Raw genomic sequence first — 25,798 nt, 5'->3', positions numbered from 1 at the left:
GGGTTATGCAATCCAGGCAGCGCGGCTTTACCCTGATCGAGCTGATGATCGTTGTTGCCATTATCGGCGTGCTGGCCGCCGTGGCCATTCCCCGGTATCGAGGCCACGTGGCCCGGCACAGGCCAGCGAAGCGCTGACGATCACGGCTGATCTGCGTAACAACATCAATGAGCAGTTTTCGCTGACGCGCACCATGCCGATGGCGGTAAACTTTACTTCCACCACCGCGGCGGATGGCACCAAAACGCTGGATGGCTTTGCCGGCTGCTATGTCAAAAGCGTCAGCTACGCCGACGCGACGATCGTGGCCAGGTTCAAGGAAAAAAGCGAGAGTATTCTCGACGGCGCCACCATGGAGATTGCCCCCAAAGGCAGCGACTTGAGCAACGGCTGGTAGTGCACCTGGCGTGATGGCACCACCAGCACAAGCTGGCTGCCGTCGGGCTGCGAGGAATAGCGCCGCCCGGCCAAGCGCCTGAAAAAAAGCGCAAAAAAAGCTTTTCATCTGCGGCCAAACGCGCTATTATACGCCTCGTCCTGGAGCCAAGGCCCGGGACGAGCCCAAAGAGCCGGAGCGTGGCGCAGCTTGGTAGCGCGTTGCAATGGGGTTGCAAAGGTCGCAGGTTCGAATCCTGTCGCTCCGACCAGAAATATGTAGAGAAAACGGCCACTTGGCGTATTCGCTGGGTGGCCGTTTTTTTGTGGTGCCCCAACCCTCCCGAAAGGGCTGAGGAAAGGGTGGGAAATGGGATGGACCCGTCCTTCTGTGCCAAGCTGGATATAACATCTAGCCAGCAGTGCACAGAACACTGACGGCATCGGTGAAGGAGGATCCATCCATGAAACAGATTAGCATTATAGGCATTGACCTGGCGAAACACGTTTTTCAACTGCATGCCGTGGATGCGCACGGTCACAAAGTATTCAGCAAGCAAGTCCGGCGAGAGAAGTTACGCTTGACGCTGGCCCAAATTCCGCCTTGCCACGTCGCCATGGAAGCGTGCGGCTCCGCTCATTACTGGGCGAGAGACATTGGCACGCTGGGCCATGAGGCCGAGCTACTGCCACCGCAGGCGGTCAAGCCCTTCGTGCTGGGCCACAAGAACGATGCGCGCGATGCCGCGGCTATCGCCGAGGCTGCGGCGCGCCCGGCCACGCCTCGAGTGACGATCAAGACGGAAGCACAACAGTCCCTGCAAGCAGTGCACCGAGTACGCAGTCGGTTAGTGCGCGAACGCACCGCCGTCGGCAACGAGCTGCGCGGCCTGCTGGGCGAGTTTGGTCTAATCGTGTCGCAGGGGCACGCGGTGATACGCCAGGGCGTTATTCGTGAGCGGCTGGACGAGCAACGGGCGCGGCTGGGGGAAGAACTCTACACCCTGCTGAACGACCTGCTCGATCAATGGCTCGAGAACGATGCCCGGATCGCGCGCTATGACAAGCGTCTGCAGCGTCTGGCCAGGGCATCAGATGACATGCAGCGGCTGATGAGTCTGCCCGGCATCGGCCCGATCAATGCGACGCTGTTGTTCAGCCATCTGGGCGATCCGGCGCGATTCCCCAACGGACGTCAGTTCAGCGCCTCGTTGGGGCTAGTGCCACGCCAGCATTCCAGCGGGGGTCGCAACCAGTTGATGGGGATCACCAAACGCGGCAATGGCGAGGTTCGAAAGCAGTTGGTGCACGGTGCCCGCGCGGCATTACGCCAGTTCCAACGTCAGGAACATCCCGACCGGCTGTCCCGTTGGGCCTGCTCGTTAGCGGCGCGTCTTGGGCAACGCAAGGCCATTGTGGCCCTGGCGAACAAGATGGCGCGGATTTGCTGGTCGCTATTGGCCCATGAACGGCGCTATCAGCCGCAGGAGGCCGCTTGATGATACCGAACAAACAGGGAATATAGCTTAGCATGCGATAAGTTACCCAACCCCGAGGTTGCGCAGGCAAGATGCTTCGATGGCATAACGGGTCAGACCGGCTTTCTGTCACTCTGTAAAGTGCGCAGGCCCATCACGAGGCCGAGTGGGAGATCAGAGCAGAGAGCGCGTATTCCATCAGGGCCAGGCACGGCAAGTGCCATCAATAGGCCGGATATAAGCGTGCAGTCCTCACTCTTATGCGTTGTTGCTTCTGGCTTGCACAACAGGACGGGTCCATATAAACGGACGTCAGTTCAGCGCCTCGTTGGGGCTAGTGCCACGCCAGCATTCCAGCGGGGGTCGCAACCAGTTGATGGGGATCACCAAACGCGGCAATGGCGAGGTTCGAAAGCAGTTGGTGCACGGTGCCCGCGCGGCATTACGCCAGTTCCAACGTCAGGAACATCCCGACCGGCTGTCCCGTTGGGCCTGCTCGTTAGCGGCGCGTCTTGGGCAACGCAAGGCCATTGTGGCCCTGGCGAACAAGATGGCGCGGATTTGCTGGTCGCTATTGGCCCATGAACGGCGCTATCAGCCGCAGGAGGCCGCTTGATGATACCGAACAAACAGGGAATATAGCTTAGCATGCGATAAGTTACCCAACCCCGAGGTTGCGCAGGCAAGATGCTTCGATGGCATAACGGGTCAGACCGGCTTTCTGTCACTCTGTAAAGTGCGCAGGCCCATCACGAGGCCGAGTGGGAGATCAGAGCAGAGAGCGCGTATTCCATCAGGGCCAGGCACGGCAAGTGCCATCAATAGGCCGGATATAAGCGTGCAGTCCTCACTCTTATGCGTTGTTGCTTCTGGCTTGCACAACAGGACGGGTCCATATAAACGGACGTCAGTTCAGCGCCTCGTTGGGGCTAGTGCCACGCCAGCATTCCAGCGGGGGTCGCAACCAGTTGATGGGGATCACCAAACGCGGCAATGGCGAGGTTCGAAAGCAGTTGGTGCACGGTGCCCGCGCGGCATTACGCCAGTTCCAACGTCAGGAACATCCCGACCGGCTGTCCCGTTGGGCCTGCTCGTTAGCGGCGCGTCTTGGGCAACGCAAGGCCATTGTGGCCCTGGCGAACAAGATGGCGCGGATTTGCTGGTCGCTATTGGCCCATGAACGGCGCTATCAGCCGCAGGAGGCCGCTTGATGATACCGAACAAACAGGGAATATAGCTTAGCATGCGATAAGTTACCCAACCCCGAGGTTGCGCAGGCAAGATGCTTCGATGGCATAACGGGTCAGACCGGCTTTCTGTCACTCTGTAAAGTGCGCAGGCCCATCACGAGGCCGAGTGGGAGATCAGAGCAGAGAGCGCGTATTCCATCAGGGCCAGGCACGGCAAGTGCCATCAATAGGCCGGATATAAGCGTGCAGTCCTCACTCTTATGCGTTGTTGCTTCTGGCTTGCACAACAGGACGGGTCCATATAAGCGCACTTTAGTGCGCGAAAGCAGGCCGCAAGCGCCACCGTCCCCGCCCGCGTCATGGCAAGCGCCACCGTCCCCGCCGCGTCATGGCGAGCGAAGCGTTGCCATCTCGGGTTTTACCGCCGGAGCCCCGTACCCACGAGATCGCCGCGTTGCTTACGCGCCGCGCGATGACCGGTAGTGGGATCAACCCCGCTTCCCGCCCGCGTCATGGCAAGCGCCACCGTCCCCGTCGCGTCATGGCGAGCGAAGCGCGGCCATCTCGGGTTTTACCGCCGGTGCCCCGCCCCCACGAGATCGCCGCGTTGCTTACGCGCCTCGCGATGACGGTAGTGGGATCAACACCGCTTCCCGCCCGCGCCATGGCAAGCGCCACCGTCCCCGCCGCGTCATGGCGAGCGATGCGTGGCCATCTCGGGTTTTACCGCCGGTGCCCCCGCCCCCATGCACTGCCAATGTCGCCCGTCCCGTCTAAACGAAGGGCGCGCAAGCGCTGCCGCCTCTGCCATTATCATGGCAAGGCCCAAATAACAAGACTGAGCCATAGGCTCGGCGGCCGCCATTGGCGCCAGCGTTATGGCATGGGGGACCCGGCGACGGTTCCAGCCAGGGCCTTGCTGACCCGCCGCCGATCGTAAAGATGAGGTGAGTAGCAATGGAACGGGATCAACGTTGCTGGCTGGTGGCCGAGGCGCCGGAAAAGCTCGGGTCGCTGGTGGCCCGGCTCGAGGCGCTCGGCTGGACGGTAACTCGGCCGAAGGCGCCGTTCACCAGCCGCTGTCTTGAGGATGACGAGGCGTGCCTTGTGGGCCTGGTTCAGCTCGACGGTATGACAGGCGACCCGCTGCGCCAGCTGGAGTCGCTGCTCCTGCACAGCCGCTGTCTGTGGTTTGCCATCCTGCCGGACGACGCCCTGGAAGATGCCGCCAGGCGCAGCCTGGTGGCAACGCTCTGCCACGGCTTTATCGAGCCGGGCGTTGACGGCGCGGAGCTGGGCTATCTGATGAGGCGCGCGGCGGCGCTGGTACAGCTTCAGCGGCAGGAGCTGGCGCTGCATCGCCGTACGGCCCCTTTGTCGGCCGATATCGCCGAATACGAGATGGTCGGCACGGCGCCGGCCATGCGCACGCTGTTCCAGACGATTCGCAAGGTGGCGGCCGTGGATGCCCCGGTGCTTATCAACGGCGAATCGGGCACGGGCAAGGAGCTGACCGCCGTGGCGATCCACGAGCGCTCGCCCCGCGTCTCCGGCGTGTTTCACGCCATCAACTGCGGCGCCTTGCCGGACCAGCTGATTCAGTCGGAGCTCTTCGGCCATGAGAAGGGCGCCTTTACCGGCGCCGCCCAGCGCAAGATCGGCCGTATCGAAGCGGCCGACGCCGGGACGCTGTTTCTCGACGAGATAGGCGACTTGCCGCTGGAGCAGCAGGTTAACCTGCTGCGTTTTCTCGAGACCCGACGGATCCAGCGGGTGGGAGGACTGAGCGAGATCGCCGTCGATGTGCGCATCCTGGCGGCGACCCACGTCAACCTCGAGGAGGCGGTCCGGGAGGGGCGGTTCCGCGAGGACCTTTACCACCGCCTGAACGTGCTGCAGGTCAAGGTGCCGGCCCTGCGGGACCATCCGGAGGATATCGAGATTCTTGCCCGCTATTTCTTCGAGCGTTTCATTCGCGAAAAGCCCGGTCGCCTGAAGGGGTTTTCTCGCGACGCCCTGCAAGCCATGCGCGACTACTCCTGGCCGGGGAACATTCGGGAGCTGATCAACCGCGTGCGTCGGGCAATGGTCATGTGCGACAACCGCCTTATTCAGCCCGAGGATCTGGGCATCGAGCGGCGCCAGGGCCCGGCCTCCGGCCTGTCCCTCTGCCAGGCCCGGGACGAGGCGGAGCGGGATGCCCTGGTCGCCGCGCTGGAGCGCAACGCGCACAGGGTTCAGGCGGCGGCCCGAGAGCTGGACGTTTCGCGGGTCACAATCTATCGCCTGATGGAAAAGCACGGCCTGGCCCGTCCCATGAGCGAGGCGCCGGCGTGAGGGGCTTTCTTTTCTGTTTTTACAAGCGCAGGCGACGCGCGCTCGGGAGCACCGATGCTCCCGCCCCCACAAGATCGACGCGTCGCCTACGCGCCGCGTCATGGCGAAGGTGAAATAGTCTGATACAATGTATGCGACTTATCATCTTTTAGGCTGGCATATATTGGATGGAAAGATAAATCAGATAGCCGGGGGAATTCATGACTGCTCGTACCAGATTTAACAAGCAAGATCTCTTGCTGGGGGTCAGTAGCATTCTTGAGGTGTACCCCAGACGCCAGCAGACTGCGCGAGCACGCTATCAGCGTGCCCGCGCGCGCAGTGCTGCGTCCAACACGGACGCTCGGCAGCTGCAAGGCGACTGGAAGGGTGTCGGTGAGCAGCTTAAACGTGCCATAAGGAGCTATGGGAATGACCAGCCCGGATGCCGCTCCTGAATCTTCCGAGCAAAGGGCTTCGGATGAAAAGACTCAGCAGGGGGGTGAGCCGCGTCAGGCTGGGGAGCTTGAGACAAGGCAGGAAGCTCAGGAACGCAAGGCTGAAGACCTGGAGAAACTGGAGTCTTTATTGAGCCGGAAATCGTCGGACTTGACGTCTGACGAGATTAATCTGCGTAATGAGCTGCTCGACACATATCGGACCGATGTGAAGAAGGGGATTGAGCGAGTAGAGGTGTCTCAGTTTAGCGGTCCTCTTCCGCCTCCAGGAGTCATGGCAGACTATGACCGAATTGTACCGGGGGCAGCTGAGCGCATCTTGCAGATGGCAGAGCGCGAACAAGACTTTCGACATAGAGGGGATGAGCGGGCCCATGAATATCTCAAGGATGAACTGAGAACCTCGTCAATAACTCAACGTATCGGGCAGGTAGCCGGGACCTGTATTGCCCTGGGGGCATTGCTCGTGGCGTGTTTCGCATTTTCTGTCGGCGCGTCAGGATACGGTGTCGCCATCGTGTTTGCTGAAATCGCGGTATTGTCGGGAATATTCGTTTTGAGCAGGCGAGATTACGCTAAGACGGAGAGCACGGATTCTCAAGAGAGTGAGTAGCGCAGGGCTTTGTTTCATGCCTTGTCGAGCTAATGAGAAATATCGTGAAACGGCTGCTTAGGGCGTATGCTCGAAGCGGCCGTTTTTGTTGTGGCCCAATCTTTCCGAAAGGGCCGGGGAAAGGGTGGGAAATGGGATGGACCCGTCCTTCTGTGCCAAGCTGGATATGACATCTAGCTAGCAGTGCACAGAACACTGACGGCATCTGAAAGGAGGGCCCATCCATGAAACAGATTAGCATTGTCGGCATTGACCTGGCCAAACACGTTTTTCAGTTGCACGCCGCCGATGCGCGCGGCCATAACATCTTTAACAAGCAGGTTAAGCGTGATCAGCTGCGGCTCACGCTGGCCCAGCTGCCGCCTTGCCGCATCGCCATGGAGGCGTGCGGCTCGGCCCATTATTGGGCACGCGAAATTCGCGCCCTGGGCCATGAGGCAGAACTACTGCCGCCGCAGGCGGTCAAGCCCTTCGTGCTGGGCCACAAGAATGATGCACGCGATGCCGCGGCTATCGCCGAGGCCGCAGCACGCCCGGCGACGCCTCGGGTGACGATCAAGACAGAAGCGCAACAATCCCTGCAAGCGGTGCACCGGGTGCGCAGCCGGTTAGTGCGCGAGCGCACTGCCATCGGCAATGAGCTGCGCGGCCTACTGGGAGAGTTTGGCCTGATCGTGTCGCAAGGGCATGCGGTAATACGCCAAGGTGTGATCCGTGAACGCCTGGACGAGCAACGGGCGCGGCTGGGTGAAGAGCTCTACACCCTGCTGAACGACCTGCTCGACCAGTGGCTCGAGAACGATGCGCGGATCGCGCGCTATGACAAGCGGCTGCAGCGACAGGCCAAAGCGTCAGCCGACATGCAGCGGCTGATGAGTCTGCCCGGCATCGGCCCGATCAACGCCACGCTGTTGTTCAGCCACCTGGGCGATCCGGCACGGTTTCCCAACGGGCGTCAGTTCAGCGCCTCGTTAGGGCTAGGGGGCGTTAACAATTAGGCCAGCCATATGGCGGCTGACACGAGGCAGAGGAGTGACTGGTAGTTTCTTGCCAGTCGCTCATAGCGTGTAGATAACCGCCGGAACTTCTTGATTTTCTGAAAGAACCTCTCCACCAGATTGCGATCTTGGTAACAGTGCCAGTCTACTTCAATGCGCGCCAAACGATTCTTTTTCGGAGGAATCACCGACTCGGCACCTGCGGCCTGAATCATGTCCCGCAGAGCAGTGGAGTCATACCCCTTGTCGCCCAGCACTGCTTGCGGGGAAAAACCTTCCAGTAGAGCGGGAGCAGCACCATACTCCGACGCCTGGCCCGGTGTGAGAACCAATCGTACTGGGTTACCTAACGCATCGACTGCGGCATGAATTTTGGTGCTCAATCCGCCTCGAGATTTGCCCATGGCTTCGACGTCTTGCGTGTTTTTTTTGACGCTCCATGCTGGTGCACCCTGACGATGCTACCGTCGATCATCAGCTGCTCTAGATCGGGATCGTCGGCTACTGTGTCAAAAATACGCTGCCAAACGCCCTTTCGTGACCAACGGTTATACCGCATGTAGACGGTGTGCCAGCGCCCAAAAGATTCGGGAAGATCACGCCACGGGGCGCCGGTCCGAGCGATCCAGAGCACGGCTTCCACGAACAGGCGATTGTCCTTGGCAGTTACCCCACAGTCTGAGGCTTTGCCGGGGAGCAGGTGCTCGATTCGCTCCCACTGATCATCGCGTAACTTCAACCGACTCATGGCCCACCAAAATCTATGAATACTAAATCAGTTTAAACGAAACTAATGATTGTTAACACACCCTAGTGCCACGCCAGCATTCCAGTGGTGGCCGCCATCAGTTAATGGGTATCACCAAACGCGGCAATGGCGAGGTTCGACGGCAGCTGGTGCACGGTGCCCGCGCGGCATTACGCCAGTTTCAGCGCCAGGAACAGCCCGACCGGCTGTCCCGCTGGGCCTGCTCATTAGCGGCGCGTCTTGGACAACGCAAGGCCATTGTGGCCCTGGCAAACAAGATGGCGCGGATTTGCTGGTCGCTATTGGCCCATGAGCGCCGCTACCAGCCGCAGGAGGCCGCTTAATGATACCGAATAAACAGGCGAGATCGTTCAGCATACGATAAGTTACCCAACCCCGAGGTTGCGCAGGCGAGATGCTTCGATGGCATAACGGGTCAGACCGACTCTCTGTCACTCTGTGAAGTGCGCAGGCCCATGGCGAGGCCGAGTGGGAGATCAGAGCAGAGAGCGCGTATTCCATCAGGGCCAGGCACCGCAGGTGCCACCAACAGGCCGGATATAAGCGTGCAGTCCTCACCTTTATGCGTGGTTGCTTCTAGCTTGCACAACAGGACGGGTCCATATAAGCGCACTTCAGTGCGCGAAAGCGGGCCGCGAGGCCTGCCGCAGGCTTGTGGCTTTACCGTCGCTGACTAAAGTCAGCTCCCACCAGGTAGTGAGAATCCTACCGTATTTGGGGACTCATTCAGCGCTGATCAAGTCACTTTATGCCCGCCCTTGGGGTGCTTCCCACCGAGTAGCGGGATATTCACGATCCCCGCTTCCTTCCCGCGCCATGGCAAGCGCCACCGTACTCGCCGCGTCATGGCGAGCGCAGCGTGGCCATCTCGGGTTTGGTCGCCGGTGCCCCCGCACCCACGAGATCGCCACGTTGCTTACGCGCCTCGCGATGACCGGTAGTGGGATCAACTCCGATTCCCGCCCGCGCCATGGCAAGCGCCACCGTACTCGCCGCGTCATGGCGAGCGAAGCGTGGCCATCTCGGGTTTGGCCGCCGGTGCCCCGCATCCGTGAGATCGCCACCGTCTGATTTCCGACGTGCGATTGCCCGGCCATCGGCAAGCCGGTAATGTCGCTTTTACGAGCTGGCCGTCAAGGCCGGAAGGCCGGGTAGAACGGCTCGACACTCATGAAAGCCATACAAAAGGATATCCGATGCACCCATCGCAGACGCTGGCCGGGACGGCCCTGGTTTTTCTCTTCGGCGGCACGGCCATGGGCGCCCAGGCCGACGCCGCGCCGCCATCCACGGTGCCCGATCCGGCGGCGGTCGAGATTGACAGCGGCTTTGACCACATCGGCGCCGACGTCCACCGCATCGAGATCGACGACCGCCCGGTGTTTTATCTCGATGACGGCCCCGCCGAGGGGCGGCCGGTGGTGTTTATCGGCGGGCAGGGGACGAGCCTGGCGGCCTTTCAGCTCTCCGAGTTCAATCGCTCATTGCGCCTTGAGCTGGGCCTGCGGATGATCTCGGTCGAGCGCAACGGCTTTGGCGAATCGCCCTTCGACCCCGAGCTTGGCTACAGCGACTATACCGACGAGGTGCTTGGCGTTCTGGACCATCTGGGCGTTGATGAGTTTGCCATCGTGGCCATTTCCGGCGGCGGGGCCTACGCCGCGCAGCTGGCCGCGGCGGTGCCTGACCGTGTGCTGTCGCTGCACGCGGCGGCAGCCGTGTCCAGCACTTTGCCCACGCGGGACGCCCCCGACTGCGACACCTCCCTGGCGGAAATGAAGGAGGAGGTGAGCCGGTATACGCATCACCCCAAGGACTGGTGGGGCGTGCCCGGCTCGCCGGTTCAGGCCATTCCGGGCTGGCAGGCTGCGGCCTACGGCGATGCCACGCGCGCGTTTTATGTGAACGGCCAGATGGGCGATCCTTCGGCGCTGGCGGCAGAGTACCGGCGGCCCTGTGCGGATGAGGCGGTGGTGGATGCCGAGCGCATCACCGCGCCGACCTACCTCTACTGGGGCGAAGAAGACACCACGGTGCCGGTGAAGGTGATGGAGCACTGGAAGGAAGCGCTGCCCAACGTGGCGCGGGCCACGGTGTACCCGGGGCAGGGGCACACCGTGCAGTACCGCCACTGGGACCAGGTACTGACCGATATTGCCGGGCTCGGCGATCATCGGGTGGTGTGCCGCGACGGCGAGACCCTGCTGGCGAGCCGTGAGGAGCTCGGCGAGGACGCGTTTCTGGGCAACTGCGCCTGGCAAGGGAGCGATAGCGACAGGGCGAAACAGTAAAAAGGCGCATCAGTCAGCGGGGCAGCTCCTCCGGGCTCACCGAAGCGAAGTATACTACCGTCATGCGTTGTTTCCCCATGCGTCGTTTCCCCTTGCCTCGACGCCGGCGCTGGCGGCTGCTGTTGGGCACGCTGGCAGCGGCGGGGGCGCTTTTTGGCTGGCAGCGGGTGCCGGCAACCCCGGCGGGGGTGCTGTTCTGGCCGCTTTGGGTGGCTGCCACGCAGGTGATTTACACCGGTGCGCTGGAGTCCGCCCGCTTACGGCGCCACGCCTGGCTGGGGCAGTATTTGAAGCCCGCCTCGCCGTGGCATCGCCGGCTTGGGGGCGGCGCCTTCATGATCGGCCGGGTGCAGCTGACAAGCGCCTTTCTGGCGCTGGTGCTGCTGGTTTCGCTGCGCCGGCTCGGCACCGCTGATATCGCGCTGCTGACGCTGGCGCCGGGCCTGTTCAGCCTGTGCCAGCGCTGCCTGGATGCGCGCCTGCACTCGCATATCATTGAAAGGTATCGCCCTGCGCTGGTTCGGCGGCTCTGCGTGTTTGGCGTCGCGGCGGTGCTGTCTCTGGGGCTGGTGCTTGTCAGGCTGTGGCAGCCCCAGCCCTACATGGTGGATACGGCCTGGCAAACGGCGATTTCATCGCATGCCGTGGCGGCTACCGGCCCGACGCTGCTGGGCAGCCTTGAGCGGCTTGCCAGCGCCATGGAGCTGACCGGCTTCTGGCTGATGCAAAATACGCTCGGCCGGTTTGATGTCAGTCAGAGTATCTCCCTGCTCGCCTGGGCGATAATGCTGCTGATGCAGGCCACGCTGGCCTGGTCGTTGTCGCGCTTGCTGGCCGGTATCGCGGCGCTGCACGCCCGTTGTGCCAGCCCCGAGGAGAGCGCCGAGCTCCGCCCGCTACCCTGGAGTGAATAGCATGGCACAGCCATCCGCTTCTGCGTCCGCGCTGGTCGATTCCGTACGGTGGCGGCGCCCGGCCTACAGGCTCTTTGTGGTGTCGCTGGTGGTGGCGATACCGCTGGCGGCCAGCCTGTTCTACTACGGTTTGCGCCAGAGCGACAACGAGGCGCTACGGTTCATTATCAACGGCGAGCCTCTGGTGCTCGATGCGGCTGACCAGGCCAAGCTGCAGGCGGATCTGCTTGAGCGGCTGGCCGTGCTGGAAACCACGCTGCAGTACGGCACCCGGTTGTGGCAGGGCGCCGCTCTGGCCAGGCTGGAAGCGGACTATCATGCGGCGGCCGACGCCTATCTTGACTGGTACTTCTCCGCCCCGGGATCCTACTCCCGGCTGTTCATCGCGCTGAGCGGCGATCTGGATGCGTGGATGCAGACCCAGCTGGAGGAGCGCCTTGTTCGCCCCCTGGATCTGAAAACCTCTCTGCAGGCGCTAAGCCGGCAGCATCGGGCCAGGGTGGCCAGCGCGGAGCAGGCGTGGCAGCAAAAGACGCTGGATGCACTGCAGCAACGCTACGCCACCTCCGCTGACGTGGCGCCGGCAGACGAGGCCATACCCACCGTGAATCTGGACCGGATGATGCAGCGCGCCCAGGGCCCGTTTGACCTGTCGAATGCCCTGCCGTCCCATGGTGCCAGCCTGCCGGCGGGCGCGGTAGCCGGCCTCGCTGCCAGGCGCCTGCTGGCCGGGAAAGCCATGCAGAGCGCGCGCCGGCTGCTGCGCCGCTTTGCCGTCAGGGTGGGAATCCAGGCCACCCGCTCGGCCGCCGTGGGGGCCGGCGCCTCCGCGGTGGCAACGCCCATTGGCGGCGCGGTGGCCACGGGCATTGGGGTCGCAGCCACGGCCGGAGCCGAATATATCGCCCTTAAGCGAGAGGAAGCGAAGTACCGCCCGGCCATGGAAGACGAGCTGCACGACGGCTGGAACGCGCTGGCAAGCCGCCTTCGCCAAACCCTGGAGGCGCAGAAACAGGCCCGGACCCGCGCCCTGCGGGAGCGTCTGGAGCAACAGGCCAGGCCGGCCGGCGAGAACAATGGCCCGCCGGAGACCTATCGGATTCTGGGCTAGCCGGGCACAACCCGGCGCCTGGCTTTGCCTCGGCACCTCCCTGATTTGCCGGCCGGTTTTTTCTCACCGGCCTTGCCGCAGCGACTGCCGCCAGCGGTTTTCGATGCTTTCGAGCTCTGCCGGGCCGTACAGGGCCTGGCTCTCGCCGCGGTAGTGGGCCCAGAGCTGGTCGCCGTAGTCGAAGTGCCACCATTCGCTGGGCAGATTGGTGAAGCCCTGGGCGCGCATGGCGTGGTAGAGCAGCCGGCGGTTGTCCCGGGCGGTGGAGGGCGGCCGGCTTTCCAGGGCGGCAGCGTGGGAGGCGGGCACGGCTTCGTCGAATCGCGTGCCCATGTCCAGCGGCAGGCCGTCGGCGGCGTCGCACAGGGTGACGTCCACCGCGCCGCCGGTGAGGTGGGGGCTTGGCGCCTCGAGCGAGGTGCTGGGCAGCGAGACGAACTCCCGGGTGCGTCGGGTCAGCGCCTCTTCGTCGATACCCGGGTGGGCGTCGCGGATGGCCTCGGAGAGCGTTTCGAACAGGTATTGCTGCACTCGCCAGGGTCGCCAGCCGTCGAGCACCAGCAGCGTCAGCCCGGCGGGCAGCGAGCGGGCCACGGCCAGCAGGCGACGGTAGACGCCTTCGCGCAGGTAGCACTCGTTGACCGCCCCGGGAACGCCCATCCGCGCGTAGGCGGGAAATACCCGGACCGGCGGCGGCGCCAGGCTAACGGGCACCAGCCGCTCCGACGAGCCGGTGATCGGAATATGGGTCAGCGTCGCCCAGTCGGGCTCTTTCATCGAGGGAATGGGCGTGGTGTGCCGGGTGGCGGGTTCAAGCATGACGTTATCCAAGAAGAGCGGGCAGCCACAGGGCCAGCGAGGGGAGCACAATCAACGCGATCAGCACGACGATGGCGGTGGCGACAAAGGGCCAGATGGTACGAAACAGCGCGGTGATCTCCAGCTGACTCACGGCTGCCGCGACAAACACGCAGGCCCCCATGGGCGGCGTGATCAGCGCAATGGTGATGTTCAGGGTGATGATAATCCCCAGGTGAACCATGTCGATACCGGCAAGCTCGGCAACGGGGACGAAGATCGGCGTGAGCAGCATCAGCGCGGAGACCTCTTCCATGAACATGCCGGTGATGAAGGTGATCAGGCTCAGCAGGAGCAGAATGGTCACCGGGCTGTTGCTATAGGGCGTGAGCAGCTCGACCAGCTGGCTGGGCACCTGGGCGTAGGACAGCAGCCAGCTCACGGTGCTGGAGGCGGCCATGATGACGAAGATGGCCGCGGTCAGCCGGGTGGTGTCAACGATGGCCTTCCACAGTCCGGCAGCGGTCAGCTGGCCCGCCGCCACGCCGAAAAGCGCCACGTAAAGGGCGGTCAGGGCGCCGGACTCCGTCGGCGTGACCAGCCCCATGACGATGCCGGCCACGATAATGAAGGGGGCAATCAGCGCCGGCAGCGCCCGTAGAAAAGCGCGCCTGAGCTTCCGCGTACCGGGCAAGCCGGCGCGCCTGGGCAGGCGAACGCGCCAGGCGTATAGGGCATTCATGGTCATGAACGCGCCTCCCAGCAGCAGGCCGGGAATCACGCCGGCCAGAAACAGATCCCCCACCGAGGTGTTGGTCAGCGAGGCGTAGAGGATCATGAAGATGCTCGGCGGAATAATGGGGCCGATCAGCGAGCTGCCGGCGGTCAGCCCGGCGGCAAAGGCGGTGGTATAGCCTTCCTTGCGCATGGCCGGCACCAGCAGCGAGCCCAGCGCCGAGGTGTCGGCTACCGCCGAGCCGTTGACGCCGGCAAAGAACACGCTGGAGACCACGTTGACGTGGCCGATGCCGCCGTGCAAATGGCCTACCAAGAGCCGCGCCAGGGCCATCAGTCGGTCGGTCAGCTTGCTGGCGTTCATCAGGTTGCCGGCCAGGATAAACAGCGGAATGGCCATCAGCGAAAAGGCGTTGATACCGCCGAAGAACTGCTGCGGCATCATCCGCGGGATCATGCCCGGGTCGACGAAGAAAAAGCCGACCGCGGCGGTGGTCAGAAGCGCGACGAACAGCGGCAGCCCGAGCAGCACGTGGACCAGAAACACCGCGAGCATGGTCAGCGTCATGGCGCGCTCTCCGGGTCGGAAGGAGACGAGGCGTGGGGCTCTTCGTGGGGCGTGGGCAGCGGCCGGGGGCCGTGGCAGGCGGCCAGCAGCGCCAGCAGGGCAAAGCCCACGGGCAGCGACATCACCGGGATGGTGCGGCTGATGCCGAGCCCCTGGCTGGTGAACATCGCCACCGACAGCGCGTAGCGATAGCCGAGCCAGGCGCCGGCCAGGGCAAGGAAAAGCGTCAGCAGCCACTGGTACCAGGACAGCAGCCGGGCTAGGCGGTGGGGCAACAGCCGCTCGATGAGCGCAACGCGCATGTGGCTGCCTTCAATCCACACGGCTCCCGTGGCGAGCATGACCGTGCCGATGATCAGGTAGCGGCCCAGCTCGTCGGTCCAGATCGGCGCGCCGCCGGCGACGTAGCGCGTGAACACGCCGTAGAGGATGGCAACAAGGTTGACGGCGAGCATGCCGCTGGCCGCCCACAGGGAGCACTGCCGAACCCAGGCGGCCGGCCGGCGCAGCAGCCCCCTCATCGGCTATCGCTGTCGTCGTTGTCGTCAACGTCGCCATCGTCAAAGCCGGCGTCTTCCAGGGCCGTGTCGATGTAGTTCGGGTCGATGTCCTGCTCTTTCAGCCAGTCCAGGTAGGCGGGCTGGCCAAGCTCGCGGAAGGCGGCCAGCTGGTCGTCATTCGGGCGGATTACCTCCATGCCGTTGTCGGCGAGGTAGGCGATGCGCTCCTCCACTTTGCTTTCGTTGTATTCCCGGGCTCTGTCGTTGGCTTCTTCCACGGCGTCAAGGAAGGCCTGGCGCAGCTCGTCGTCCCAGCCGTCGATCATCGCGGCGTTGCCCACCAAAAACTGGTCGGAGTACTGGATGTTGGCCAGCGTCAGGTAGTCCTGCACTTCGTTGAGGCTGCCAAGGATGATGTACATCGGCGGGTTCATCTGGCCGTCCGCCACCCCGGTTTTCAGCCCCATGTAGGTGTCGGTCCAGGGAATCGGCGTGCCGGAGGCGCCAAAGGCTTCATAGAGCGCTACCTGGCTTGGGTCCATGGCGCGAAAGCGCAGGCCCTCGAAGTCCTCAGGCGAGGCGATCGGACGCTTGTTGTTGGTAAACGCCAGAAAGCCGCCTTCCTCCACCACCGCGAGCAGCTCGAGGCCGGCACGTTCGCGCAGGTCCTCTTCCACCTGCTGCCAGTACTCCCCTTCGTCGAAGAAGCGCCGGGCGTCCTCGAAGTCGTCAAACAGGAAGGGAATGGCGCTGACGAAGATTTCCGGTACCACCGGCGACATGCCGGCAAAGGAGGCCACGTTCAGCGAGGGGCTGTTCATGGTTTGCTCCATGCGCTCCTGCTCCTCGCCGAGCATGCTGTTGGGGTAGAGCTTGAGCTCGATCTCGCCGTCGGTCTTTTCCTTCACCAGGGTTTGCAGATGGGTCGCAAAGGCGTGCACGGCGTTTTTGTCCGGGTCGGGCGCGCCGTTATAGCTCAAGTCGACGGTGGTCGCGGCCTGAGCGGTGGCCAGTAGCGGGGTCAGCAGCGCGGCGGCTGCCAGGGGTTTGAGGCAAGGCGCTTTCATGGGATGACTCCTGAGGCTGTTATCGTTATTGGTTCAGGCAAACGGTGAGCTTTTCACCCTTTACTCTAGGTAATCACCAGGCGGCGTATATGCGACGTTCGTGGCACACGGGGCGATGGCGCCCGCGGGCTGAGAGCGTGCGATTGGCGCGGCTTTCCACGGAAAAACCGGGCCGTGCATTCTGCCGGCGCCGCGATTACCATGGCGCCAACATCCGCACACTGCGGCCGGTGGTTTCCAACGTTGAGGGAGTGACGATGAGCGCCGAACAGGTTGGTTTTTCTCTGCTCATGCTGGCGGTACTGCTGTACGTCGGCAAATGGGTACGCATGCACTGGCGCCCGGCGCAGCAGCTGTTCCTGCCGGCGTCGATACTGGCCGGCGCCGTGGGCCTGCTGCTGGGCCCCGACGTGCTCGGGGCGCTTGCGCGCCTGATCGGCGGCGAGGGGGCGCCGCTTTCTCAGGGCGTGATTCCACAAACCATGCTCGACACCTGGAGCAAGCTGCCGGGCCTTTTGATCAACGTGGTCTTTGCCACGCTGCTGCTCGGCGTGCCGCTGCCCAACTTCAAGCGAGTGTGGAATCTGGCCGGGCCGCAGCTGGCGTTTGGCGTCACCCTGGGCGCCGGCCAGTACGTCATCGGCATTTTGATCGTGGCGCTTATACTGGGGCCGTTCTTCGGCGTGCCGCTGATGGCCGGCGCGCTCATCGAGATCGGCTTTGAAGGCGGCCACGGCACCGCCGCCGGCCTGCAGGAGACCTTCGGCGAGCTGGGGTTTGCCGACGGCGCCGATCTGGCCGTGGGCATGGCCACGGTCGGGGTGGTGTCCGGCATCGTGTTCGGCATCGTGCTCATCAACTGGGGCGTGCGCCGGGGCAAGAGCGCAGTGCTCGACCAGAGCGTGGGCAGCATCCCCCACGACCAGCGCCGCGGCCTGGTGGCCCAGGAAAACCGCCCGGTGCCGGCGGGCAACATGACCGTGCGCGCCGAGTCCATCGAGCCGCTGACGCTGCATTTTGCCTTTATTGCCATGGCGATTCTTGTCGGCCTGGGGATTCTCGAGGCCATGGCCTGGGTCGAAAGCGTGACCTGGGGCGCCGGCGACAACGGCGTGGAGCTGCTGGGCGCGGTGCCGCTGTTCCCGCTGGCGATGATCGGCGGGCTGGTTGTCCAGCAGGTGCTCACCCGCTTCGACAAGAACAACCTGCTCGATCGCGATCTGATGCTGCGCATTCAGGGCTTCGCGCTGGATATACTCATTGCGGCCGCTATCGCCAGCCTGTCGCTGACCGTGATCGCCGATCACTTCGTCGCCTTCCTGCTGCTGGGCGTGGCCGGCGTGGCCTGGAACATCGGCATGTTCCTGTGGCTGGCGCCGCGCTTCATTCCCAAGTACTGGTTCGAGCGCGGTATCGGCGATATCGGCCAGTCCATGGGCGTGACCGCCACCGGCCTGATTCTGATGAAGATTGCCGACCCGGACAACAGAACCCCGGCCTACGAGGCCTTCGGCTACAAGCAGATGGTGTTCGAGCCGTTCTTCGGCGGCGGCCTGATCACCGGCCTGGCGCTGCCCATCATCTACAATTTCGGCCCCTGGCCGCTGTTTGCCGCCATGCTCGCGCTAGTAGTGCTGGGGCTTGGCTCGGGCCTGTTCTACTTCGGGCGGCTAAAGCACGACGACTGAGGTAGCGCAGGCACCGGCGGGCATTGACCCGCGCATGCAAAAGGGCGGCCTGGCCGCCCTTTTGTCGTTGCGCTACCCGCTACTTGAGCACGTAGCAGGGCGTGTAGGGCTGGCCGTCAAGCTTCATCCGGCCCTGGGCGACAAAGGAGGTGAGCAGGGCGTCGAGCTTTTGCATCAGCTCGGGTTCGGCGGAAAGCTCGAAGGGGCCGTGGGCGGCGATGGCGTGGATGCCGTCTTCCTTGACGTTGCCCGCGACGATGCCGGAAAACGCCCGGCGCAGATGGGCGGCAAGCTCGTGGGTGGGCTGGTTGCGGTGCAGCGCCAGGTCTTTCATGGCGGCGTGAGTGGGCTCGAAGGGGGCCTGGAAGTCGCGCGCCACTTTGAGCCGCCAGTTGTAGTAGAAGGCGTCCTGATGGTAGCGGCGAAACTCGGTGATGTCGTCGACGCCCTGGCGCATGTGCCGGGCGACGTCGGCCGGGTGGCCGGTGATGATGGTGTAGTAGCGGCGCACCTCTTCGCCCAGGGTGTATACCAGAAACTCGTCGATGGTGTTGAAGTAGTCCGCCGAGCTTGCCGGCCCGGTGAGAATCAGCGGATAGGGGATGTCGGCGTTGTCCGGGTGGAGCAGAATGCCCAGCAGATAGAGGATCTCTTCGGTGGTACCCACCCCGCCGGGGAAGACGATGATGCCGTGGCCCAGGCGCACGAAGGCTTCCAGGCGCTTTTCGATATCCGGCATCACCACCAGCTCGTTGACGATGGGGTTGGGCGCCTCGGCGGCGATGATGCCGGGCTCGGAGATGCCCAGATAGCGGCTGTCGCTGCGGCGCTGCTTGGCGTGGGCGAGGTTGGCGCCTTTCATCGGGCCTTTCATGGCCCCCGGGCCGCAGCCGGTGCAGATGTCCAGGTCGCGCAGGCCCAATTGGTAGCCGACGTCCTTGGTGTAGTCGTATTCTTCCCGGGAGATGGAGTGCCCGCCCCAGCACACCACCAGGCTGGGGTCGCGGCTGGGCTGGAAGGCGCCGGCCTTGCGCAGGATATGGAACACGGCGTTGGTGGTGCCTTCGGCGGTGGAGAGGTCGAAGCGGTTGTGCTGCTGGATCTCGTTGTAGACGTAGACGATATCGCGAATCACCGCCGAGAGATGCTCGCGGATGCCGCGGATCATGCGGCCGTCGACAAAGGCTTCGGCCGGGGCGTTGGTGAGCTTCAGACGGATGCCGCGGTCCTGCTGCAGCACTTCGATGTCGAAGTCCTTGTAGGCTTCGAGCAGGGCGATGCTGTCGTCGGTGGGCATGCCGCTGTTGAGCACGGCCAGCGAACAGCGGCGCAAAAGGTCGTGCAGCCCGGTTTTCGAAGTGCGCTTCAGCCGGTTGACTTCGTGCTGGGAGAGCACTTCCAGGCTGCCTTCCGGCGAGATGATGCTGGTGATCGTCGAGCGTTGGCGGGGGGCGTGAATCATCGTGGGGGCGGTCCGTTAGCAAGTCAATGCGCCATGGTAGCATGCCGCCCCGGGCGTGACAGGGCGCGGGGCCGGCGTGAGTCGAGGCGCGCTGTGCTAGGATGGGCGCTATTTGGGCAGGCCGGATCGTTATGTTCAACGCGCATTATTTCCGCACCTACATCACGCTGGTGGAGACCGGAAGCTTCACGCGTACGGCAGAGCGGCTGGAAATGACCCAGCCCGGGGTCAGCCAGCATATCCGCAAGCTGGAAGACTACCTGAAAAAGCCTCTGCTCGAGCGCCACGGCCGGCGCTTTATTCTCACCGAGCAGGGGCGGCGCACCTACGACTACGCGCTGAAGCTTTTTGCCGAGCACGAGCAGTTCCGCCACGGCCTGGACGACGACTCTCTGGACAGCGGCGAGTGCCGCCTGGCCTCGCCGGGAAGCGTGGGGCTGATGCTTTACCCCTACATGCTGGGTCAGCAGCAGATGCACCCCAACCTCACGGTGAACTACAGCTTCGCCTTCAATCACGAAATCGTCGCCGACCTGATCAGCGGCCGCCACGACGTCGGCATCGTCACCGAGGCGGTGAAGAACCCCGAGCTTGACTGCGCCCTGTGGCACCGGGAACCGCTGTGCCTGGTGGTACCGGCGGACTTCGCCGGCAGCACGCTGTCCGACCTCATGGGCATCGGCTTTATCAACTACTACGACGGCATCAATCAGGCCACGGCGCTGCTGCGCGCGAACTATCCGGAGTCGTTTCGTTCGATGACGCACTTTCGCCACCAGGGGTTTACCAACGAGGTGAGCATGGTGCTCGATGCCGTGGCCCGGAGGCTCGGCTTTACCGTGGTATCCAGGCTGGTGCTGGAAACCTCGCCCTGGCAGCGCCAGGTGAAGGAGCTTGGCCTCGAGCACTCGGTGGACGAGCAGCTGTATCTGGTCCATCGCCGGGATGCTGCGCTTCCCCGGCGCTATACCAAACTGCTCGACGGTTTCAAGGCGCAGCGGCTGGCATAGCGCGGAGGAAATGGGGGAGCTGAAAAGAGAGACGTATAAAAACGCCCCGCCGGCGCGATGGAGGGCCGGCGGGGCGTTTTGCTGCCTGGCTGACGCCTGGCGAAAGGCGATCGGTCAGTCGCGGTACTCGTCGATGGGCGGGCAGGAGCAGATCAGCTGACGGTCGCCGAAGACGTTGTCCACCCGGTTGACCGCGGGCCAGTACTTGGCCGCCTTGACCGCTTCCGTGGGGAAGGCGGCAAGCTCGCGGGAGTAAGGGCGCTCCCAGTCGGCCTCGGCAAGGTCGGCCATGGTGTGCGGGGCGTTGACCAGGGGGTTGTTGTCGCCCGGCCATTCGCCGGATTCCACGCGGCCAATTTCTTCGCGGATGGCGATCATGGCGTCGCAGAAGCGATCGATCTCGTAGCGCGACTCGGACTCGGTAGGCTCGATCATCAGCGTGCCGGGCACCGGGAAGGACATGGTCGGGGCGTGGAAGCCGTAGTCCATCAGGCGCTTGGCCACGTCTTCCTCGCTGATGCCCGACGCGTTTTTCAGCGGGCGCACGTCGACGATGCATTCGTGGGCCACGGTGCCGTTCTCGCCGCGGTAGAGGACCGGGAAGTACTCTTCCAGCCGCCTGGCGATGTAGTTGGCGTTGAGGATGGCAAGCTCGGTGGCTTCGCGCAGCCCCCGGGCGCCCATCATCTTGATGTAGGCCCAGGAGATCGGCAGGATCGAGGCGCTGCCGAAGGCGGCCGCGGCCACGGCGGTGCTTGCCGGGTCCACGCCGTCGATGGGCGTGACGCAGTGGTTGGCCACGTAGGGCGCCAGGTGCGCCTTGACGCCGATGGGGCCCATGCCCGGGCCGCCGCCGCCGTGGGGAATGCAGAACGTCTTGTGCAGGTTGAGGTGCGAGACGTCGCCGCCGAAGTCTCCGGGCCGGGAAAGGCCCAGCTGGGCGTTCATGTTGGCGCCGTCGACGTACACCTGGCCGCCGTTGGCGTGGATGACGTCGCACACCGCGCGGACGTGGGTTTCAAACACGCCGTGGGTGGACGGGTAGGTGAGCATCACCGCCGACAGGCGCTCGCGGTGCTCCTCGGCCTTGGCGGTGAGATCGGCGAGATCGACGTTGCCCTCGGCGTCGCACTCGGTTACCACCACCTTCATGCCCAGCATCGCCGCCGAGGCGGGGTTGGTGCCGTGGGCGGAGCTGGGAATCAGGCAGACGTCGCGGTGCGCCTCGCCCTGTGCCGCCTGGTAGCGGCGGATGGCCAGCAGCCCGGCGTACTCGCCCTGGGCGCCGGAGTTAGGCTGCATGGAGATGTGGTCGTAGCCGGTGATCTCTTCGAGAAACGCCGCCAGCTCGTCGATCATCTGCTGGTAGCCGGTGACCTGTTCGCGGGGGGCGAAGGGGTGCAGGTGGGCAAACGCCGGCCAGGAGATGGGCAGCATCTCGCTGGTGGCGTTGAGCTTCATGGTGCAAGAGCCCAGCGGGATCATCGCGTGGGTGAGCGACAAATCCTTGTTTTCCAGCCGCTTCAGGTAGCGCAGCATTTCGGTTTCGCTGCGGTAGCGGCGGAAGGTCGGGTGGGTGAGGAAGTCGCTTTCGCGCCGGCAGGCGGCGGGGATGGCCCCCTTGCCGGCCTCGGCGTCCGCGGCGACGGCCTCGTCCAGGGCGCTGACCGAAAGGTGGTGATCCTCGCCCAGGATGACGTCCCACAGCAGGGCGACGTCCCGGGCGGTAGAGGTTTCGTCCAGGCTTACGCCGATATCGCCGCTATCGTCTCCGCTTCCGTCCCTGGTGAAGTAGCGCAGGTTGACCCCGGCGCTCAGCGCCCGGCCGTGAACGCTGCCGGCTTCCACGCCGGTCAGGCGCAGGGTGTCGAAGAAATGCGAGTGGGCAAGGGTTACCCCCGCCTGCTCCAGGCCCCGGGCGAGGATCGACGTCAGCCGGTGGACGCGCCCGGCGATTTTTTCAAGGCCCTCGGCGCCGTGATAGACGGCGTAGAAGCCGGCAATATTGGCCAAAAGCGCCTGGGCGGTGCAGATGTTGGAGGTGGCTTTCTCCCGGCGGATGTGCTGCTCCCGGGTTTGCATGGCCATGCGCAGGGCGGTGTCGCCGCGGCTGTCCTTCGACACGCCGATGATGCGCCCGGGAATCGAGCGCTTGAGCTTGTCGGTGGTGGCAAAAAACGCCGCATGGGGGCCGCCGAAGCCCATGGGCACGCCGAAGCGCTGGGCGCTGCCGAGCACGATGTCGGCGCCCATGGCGCCGGGTTCCTTGAGCAGCACCAGGCTTAAGAGATCGGCGGCGACGCAGGTCATGGTGCCGCGCGCGGCAGCGGCCTTTATCAGCGGGGCGATGTCGCGGACTTCGCCGCCGTTGCCCGGGTACTGCAAGAGCGCGCCGAAGACGTCGTGGTCGGCGACGCTGTCCGCCGGGGCGACGATCAGCTCGAAGCCGAAGCACTCGGCCCGGGTTCTGAGCACGTCAAGGGTCTGGGGGAAGACGTCGTCGGCGACGAAGAAGGCGTTGGACTTGTGCTTTTTGTTGGCCCGCCGGCAAAGTGCCATGCCCTCGGCGGCGGCGGTGGCTTCGTCCAGCAGCGAGGCGTTGGCAAGCGCCATGCCGGTCAGGTCCATCACCGTCTGCTGGAAGTTCAGCAGGCCTTCGAGCCGGCCCTGGGAAATTTCCGGCTGGTAGGGGGTGTAGGCGGTGTACCAGCCGGGGTTTTCCAGCACGTTGCGCTGGATCACCGCGGGCAGATGGGTGCCGTAGTACCCCTGGCCGATGAAGTTGCGCGCCACGCGGTTCTGGTCGGCAAGCCCGGCAAGGTAGTCCAGCGCCTCGACTTCGCTGCGCGGGGCTTCCAGCTCCAGCTCGCGGCCCAGGCGGATGTCGCGGGGCACCGCGCTGTCGATCAGCGCGGCCATGTCGGGCAGGCCAAGGGCGTCGAGCATGGCGCTGGCGTCCTCGGCATCGGGACCGTTGTGCCGCTGGATAAAGGCGTCGTGGTCGGCCAGCTGCGCCAGGCGAGGGGTAGCCTGAGAGCGCTGTGAATCAGGCCGCGATGCAGAAAACTCGGACATAGGGCATAGTTCCAGAGAAGGGGGGTTCCAGAGATGGTTTCCAGAGAACGGTTCCAGACAAAAAAGAAAAGCCGGGCAGGAAGGCGTGCCTGCGCGGCGGCAGGCACGCGGTACGTTTAGCCATAAGGGCTTTGCGAACGTACAGGCTTTGCCGGACGTACGGGCGCTAGGCGTCGGTCTCGATGCTTGCCTGATAGGCATCGGCGTCCATCAGGCCCTCGATATCGCCGTCGATACGCACCTTCATGATCCAGCCGTCCTCGTAGGGCGATTCGTTGACGCTTTCCGGGGCGTCTTCGAGGTCTTCGTTGACCTCGACCACCTCGCCGCTGATCGGCGCGTAAAGGTCGGAGGCGGCCTTGACCGACTCGATCACGCCGAACTCGTCGCCCTTGGCAAGCGCCTGGCCAACCTCGGGCAGCTCGACGAAAACGACGTCGCCCAGGGACTCCTGGGCATGGTCGGAGATGCCCACGGTAACGGTGCCGTCGCCGTTGTCCTGCACCCATTCGTGGCTTTCGGCGTAGTGGAGAGTCTCGGGAACCTGGCTCATTTTCTTTCCTGTTTTTCGTCGTGGAAGTGGTCGTGTGGCGTCGCCGTTGGAAGCGTCGCGCCGCGTGCGGCTAAGGGTAGCGACCATGTTACCGCGTTTGCCGGTGGAAACAAATTGCTCGGCGACCCCGAAAACAAGGCGGCAGGCCGGCCCGGACCCCGCCGCTTTTCCTGCCCGTGCGACATAGGTCTAAAAGGCGGCAATTCAAGCCGTTATCGCGCCTCACAGGGCGTGACAACGCCGGCTCAGGCACTCAGAATAAGCGCGCCTCGGCGGCGCTAGCCGCTCGTATGCCAACGCCAAATGCCCGTTGGTTCTGCCAGGGCCGCCAGAGCGCCCCGGGCGCCGAGCCAGCGGGCACCAAGGAGAACAAAATGGAAACGTTGAACAGCCTGTTTCAGGCGATAAACGGGGTCGTATGGGGCCCCTTGATGCTGCTGTTGCTGCTGGGGGTGGGGCTTTACCTCCAGGCCGGGCTCAAGCTGATGCCCATCCGCAAGCTGGGAACGGGCCTGGCGCTTTTGTGGCAGGGGCGAGATGCGAAGAGTACGCCCGGCGGTCGCCAAAAAGGTGAGGAAGACGGCGAGATTTCGCCGTTCAACGCGCTGATGACGTCGCTCTCGGCGACCATCGGCACCGGCAACATCGCCGGGGTGGCCACGGCCATTGCGCTGGGCGGCCCGGGGGCGGTGTTCTGGATGTGGATCACCGCCCTGGTGGGCATGGCCACCAAGTTTGCCGAGGCGGTGCTGGCGGTGCGCTTTCGCGAAACCGACAGCACCGGCTACCACGTCGGCGGGCCGATGTTCTACATCAAGAACGGCCTGGGACGGAAATGGCTGTGGCTGGGCGGCGCCTTTGCCTTCTTCGGCGCGGTGGCGGCGTTCGGTATCGGCAATACCGTGCAGTCGAACTCCGTGGCCGATGCCATGAGCTCCACCTTCGGCATTCCCGCCTGGCTCACCGGGCTGGTGATCATGGGGCTTTCCGGGGCGGTGATTCTCGGCGGCATCAAGCGCATCGCCCAGGTGGCGGGCAGGCTGGTGCCGATCATGGGCATTGCCTACATCGTCGGCGGGATCGTGGTGCTGGTGATCAACGCCGATCAGCTGCTGGGTACCCTGGGCATGATTGTCTACTACGCCTTCAACCCCCACGCGGCGGTGGGCGGCTTTGCCGGCGCGGCGGTGACCATGGCCATCCGCTTCGGCGTGGCCCGGGGGGTGTTCTCCAACGAGGCGGGTCTGGGCAGCGCGCCCATCGCCCACGCCGCGGCCAAAACCAAAAACCCCGTGCGCCAGGGTCTGATCGCGATGCTCGGCACCTTCATCGACACCGTGGTGGTGTGCACCATCACGGCGCTGGTGATTCTCACTGCCAGCGTGTGGGAAACCGGCGAGGAGGGCGCCTCGCTCACCGCTCTGTCGTTCGACGCGGCGCTGCCGGGCCTGGGCAACGAGATCGTTTCCATTGTGCTGTCGGTGTTTGCCTTTACCACCATTCTGGGCTGGGCGTTCTACGGCGAGAAGTGCTGCCAGTTTCTGTTCGGCGCGCGTTCGATTCCGCTCTACCGGGTGGTCTTCGTGCTGGCGATTCCGCTGGGGGCGGTGGCCAACCTGGGCCTTATCTGGCTGATGGCGGACACCTTCAACGCCATGATGGCCATCCCCAACCTGATTGCGCTGGCGCTGCTGTCGCCGGTGGTGTTCAAGCTGGCAAAAGCTTACTTCAGCGGGGAAGATATCAAGCCCGGCGAAGAGCTGGACCACGACAGGTCGTAAACCGCGGCGCACGGCGATGTTATGCTGTGCGCTGCCCGATGCCGGGGA

23 protein-coding genes and 1 tRNA gene are annotated in these 25,798 nt (G+C 64.1%); 16 read left to right on the top strand and 8 right to left on the bottom strand.

Annotated elements, in window-relative coordinates; genetic code table 11:
- Nucleotides 1-5 precede the first annotated feature (5 nt).
- The 9 genes from P1P91_RS08805 (at nucleotide 6) to P1P91_RS08765 (ending at nucleotide 7,428) form a co-directional block, all read left to right on the top strand.
- Nucleotides 6-137 (top strand): pilin, encoded by a 132-nt coding sequence (locus tag P1P91_RS08805; protein ID WP_311885756.1) that lies wholly within the window; start codon nucleotides 6-8, stop codon nucleotides 135-137.
- Complete coding sequence (locus P1P91_RS08800; RefSeq protein WP_311885754.1) at nucleotides 134-397, top strand: hypothetical protein; 264 nt, start codon at nucleotides 134-136, stop codon at nucleotides 395-397. Before P1P91_RS08805 ends, P1P91_RS08800 begins: the two co-directional genes overlap by 4 nt.
- Before the next feature lie 173 nt (nucleotides 398-570).
- Nucleotides 571-647: transfer RNA gene (locus tag P1P91_RS08795), tRNA-Pro, on the top strand.
- Between the two features lie 192 nt (nucleotides 648-839).
- A complete protein-coding gene (locus P1P91_RS08790) occupies nucleotides 840-1,874 on the top strand; it encodes an IS110 family RNA-guided transposase (RefSeq protein WP_311882018.1) in 1,035 nt (344 codons plus the stop codon).
- 316 nt (nucleotides 1,875-2,190) lie between these two features.
- On the top strand, nucleotides 2,191-2,469 hold the full coding sequence (locus P1P91_RS08785) for a transposase (RefSeq protein ID WP_311882017.1): 279 nt from the start codon (nucleotides 2,191-2,193) through the stop codon (nucleotides 2,467-2,469).
- Nucleotides 2,470-2,785: 316 nt separating this feature from the next.
- Complete coding sequence (locus P1P91_RS08780) at nucleotides 2,786-3,064, top strand: transposase (protein ID WP_311882017.1); 279 nt, start codon at nucleotides 2,786-2,788, stop codon at nucleotides 3,062-3,064.
- 936 nt (nucleotides 3,065-4,000) lie between these two features.
- Nucleotides 4,001-5,380 carry a sigma-54 interaction domain-containing protein gene (locus P1P91_RS08775; RefSeq protein ID WP_311882016.1) on the top strand — a complete coding sequence of 460 codons (1,380 nt, stop codon included), beginning with the start codon at nucleotides 4,001-4,003 and terminating at the stop codon, nucleotides 5,378-5,380.
- A 411-nt stretch (nucleotides 5,381-5,791) separates the two neighbouring features.
- Nucleotides 5,792-6,430 (top strand): DUF2335 domain-containing protein, encoded by a 639-nt coding sequence (locus P1P91_RS08770; protein ID WP_311882014.1) that lies wholly within the window; start codon nucleotides 5,792-5,794, stop codon nucleotides 6,428-6,430.
- A gap of 224 nt (nucleotides 6,431-6,654) precedes the next feature.
- Nucleotides 6,655-7,428 (top strand): IS110 family RNA-guided transposase, encoded by a 774-nt coding sequence (locus P1P91_RS08765; protein WP_311882012.1) that lies wholly within the window; start codon nucleotides 6,655-6,657, stop codon nucleotides 7,426-7,428.
- On the opposite strand, the gene P1P91_RS08760 is transcribed toward P1P91_RS08765, so the two are convergent.
- Nucleotides 7,425-8,176 (bottom strand): IS5 family transposase gene (locus P1P91_RS08760; protein ID WP_407650524.1). Its coding sequence is split into 2 segments (ribosomal slippage): nucleotides 7,425-7,861 and nucleotides 7,861-8,176, totalling 753 coding nucleotides; the frame shifts between segments, so codons are not numbered across the junction. The two genes, P1P91_RS08765 and P1P91_RS08760, sit on opposite strands and share 4 nt — an antisense overlap.
- Nucleotides 8,177-8,280: 104 nt before the next feature.
- Here P1P91_RS08760 and P1P91_RS08755 point away from each other — a divergent pair.
- The 4 genes from P1P91_RS08755 (at nucleotide 8,281) to P1P91_RS08740 (ending at nucleotide 12,513) form a co-directional block, all read left to right on the top strand.
- The gene (locus P1P91_RS08755; protein WP_311882009.1) at nucleotides 8,281-8,520 is read left to right on the top strand and encodes a hypothetical protein; all 240 of its coding nucleotides are present in this window, start codon (nucleotides 8,281-8,283) and stop codon (nucleotides 8,518-8,520) included.
- Nucleotides 8,521-9,393: 873 nt separating this feature from the next.
- Entirely contained in the window at nucleotides 9,394-10,488 is a 1,095-nt protein-coding gene (locus tag P1P91_RS08750) for an alpha/beta fold hydrolase (RefSeq protein ID WP_311882008.1), read from the top strand.
- A gap of 77 nt (nucleotides 10,489-10,565) precedes the next feature.
- Nucleotides 10,566-11,402 (top strand): hypothetical protein, encoded by an 837-nt coding sequence (locus P1P91_RS08745; protein WP_311882006.1) that lies wholly within the window; start codon nucleotides 10,566-10,568, stop codon nucleotides 11,400-11,402.
- 1 nt (nucleotide 11,403) lies between these two features.
- Nucleotides 11,404-12,513, top strand: coding sequence for a hypothetical protein (locus P1P91_RS08740; protein WP_311882005.1), 1,110 nt, complete (start codon nucleotides 11,404-11,406; stop codon nucleotides 12,511-12,513).
- Nucleotides 12,514-12,576: 63 nt separating this feature from the next.
- Here the strand turns inward: P1P91_RS08740 and P1P91_RS08735 are convergent, their stop codons facing one another.
- From P1P91_RS08735 to dctP, 4 genes are all read right to left on the bottom strand, one after another.
- Nucleotides 12,577-13,332: a M15 family metallopeptidase gene (locus tag P1P91_RS08735; protein ID WP_311882004.1), complete on the bottom strand. Its 756-nt coding sequence runs from the start codon at nucleotides 13,330-13,332 to the stop codon at nucleotides 12,577-12,579.
- 4 nt (nucleotides 13,333-13,336) lie between these two features.
- Nucleotides 13,337-14,614 carry a TRAP transporter large permease gene (locus P1P91_RS08730; RefSeq protein ID WP_311882003.1) on the bottom strand — a complete coding sequence of 426 codons (1,278 nt, stop codon included), beginning with the start codon at nucleotides 14,612-14,614 and terminating at the stop codon, nucleotides 13,337-13,339.
- Complete coding sequence (locus P1P91_RS08725; protein ID WP_311882002.1) at nucleotides 14,611-15,069, bottom strand: TRAP transporter small permease; 459 nt, start codon at nucleotides 15,067-15,069, stop codon at nucleotides 14,611-14,613. Before P1P91_RS08725 ends, P1P91_RS08730 begins: the two co-directional genes overlap by 4 nt.
- 62 nt (nucleotides 15,070-15,131) lie before the next feature.
- Nucleotides 15,132-16,181, bottom strand: coding sequence for a TRAP transporter substrate-binding protein DctP (gene dctP, locus P1P91_RS08720; RefSeq protein ID WP_311882000.1), 1,050 nt, complete (start codon nucleotides 16,179-16,181; stop codon nucleotides 15,132-15,134).
- Nucleotides 16,182-16,438: 257 nt separating this feature from the next.
- Here dctP and P1P91_RS08715 point away from each other — a divergent pair, with 257 nt between their 5' ends.
- Nucleotides 16,439-17,869 carry a sodium/glutamate symporter gene (locus tag P1P91_RS08715; RefSeq protein WP_311881999.1) on the top strand — a complete coding sequence of 477 codons (1,431 nt, stop codon included), beginning with the start codon at nucleotides 16,439-16,441 and terminating at the stop codon, nucleotides 17,867-17,869.
- Between the two features lie 79 nt (nucleotides 17,870-17,948).
- Here P1P91_RS08715 and ppnN read toward each other — a convergent pair whose 3' ends face one another.
- Complete coding sequence (gene ppnN, locus P1P91_RS08710; protein WP_311881998.1) at nucleotides 17,949-19,331, bottom strand: nucleotide 5'-monophosphate nucleosidase PpnN; 1,383 nt, start codon at nucleotides 19,329-19,331, stop codon at nucleotides 17,949-17,951.
- A gap of 131 nt (nucleotides 19,332-19,462) precedes the next feature.
- On the opposite strand from ppnN, the gene P1P91_RS08705 reads away from it, so the two are divergent.
- Nucleotides 19,463-20,341, top strand: a complete 879-nt coding sequence (locus P1P91_RS08705; RefSeq protein ID WP_311881996.1) for a LysR family transcriptional regulator — start codon at nucleotides 19,463-19,465, stop codon at nucleotides 20,339-20,341.
- 114 nt (nucleotides 20,342-20,455) lie between these two features.
- Here the strand turns inward: P1P91_RS08705 and gcvP are convergent, their stop codons facing one another.
- Together gcvP and gcvH are read right to left on the bottom strand one after the other, a co-directional pair.
- A complete protein-coding gene (gcvP, locus tag P1P91_RS08700; protein WP_311881995.1) occupies nucleotides 20,456-23,416 on the bottom strand; it encodes an aminomethyl-transferring glycine dehydrogenase in 2,961 nt (986 codons plus the stop codon).
- A gap of 166 nt (nucleotides 23,417-23,582) precedes the next feature.
- Complete coding sequence (gcvH, locus tag P1P91_RS08695) at nucleotides 23,583-23,969, bottom strand: glycine cleavage system protein GcvH (RefSeq protein ID WP_311881993.1); 387 nt, start codon at nucleotides 23,967-23,969, stop codon at nucleotides 23,583-23,585.
- Between the two features lie 374 nt (nucleotides 23,970-24,343).
- Here gcvH and P1P91_RS08690 point away from each other — a divergent pair, with 374 nt between their 5' ends.
- A complete protein-coding gene (locus P1P91_RS08690; RefSeq protein WP_311881991.1) occupies nucleotides 24,344-25,750 on the top strand; it encodes an alanine/glycine:cation symporter family protein in 1,407 nt (468 codons plus the stop codon).
- Nucleotides 25,751-25,798 lie beyond the last annotated feature (48 nt).

Origin of the sequence: Halomonas piscis (assembly GCF_031886125.1) — a bacterium.
Classification (GTDB): domain Bacteria; phylum Pseudomonadota; class Gammaproteobacteria; order Pseudomonadales; family Halomonadaceae; genus Vreelandella; species Vreelandella piscis.
This window is presented reverse-complemented; position numbering and strand designations above follow the sequence as displayed.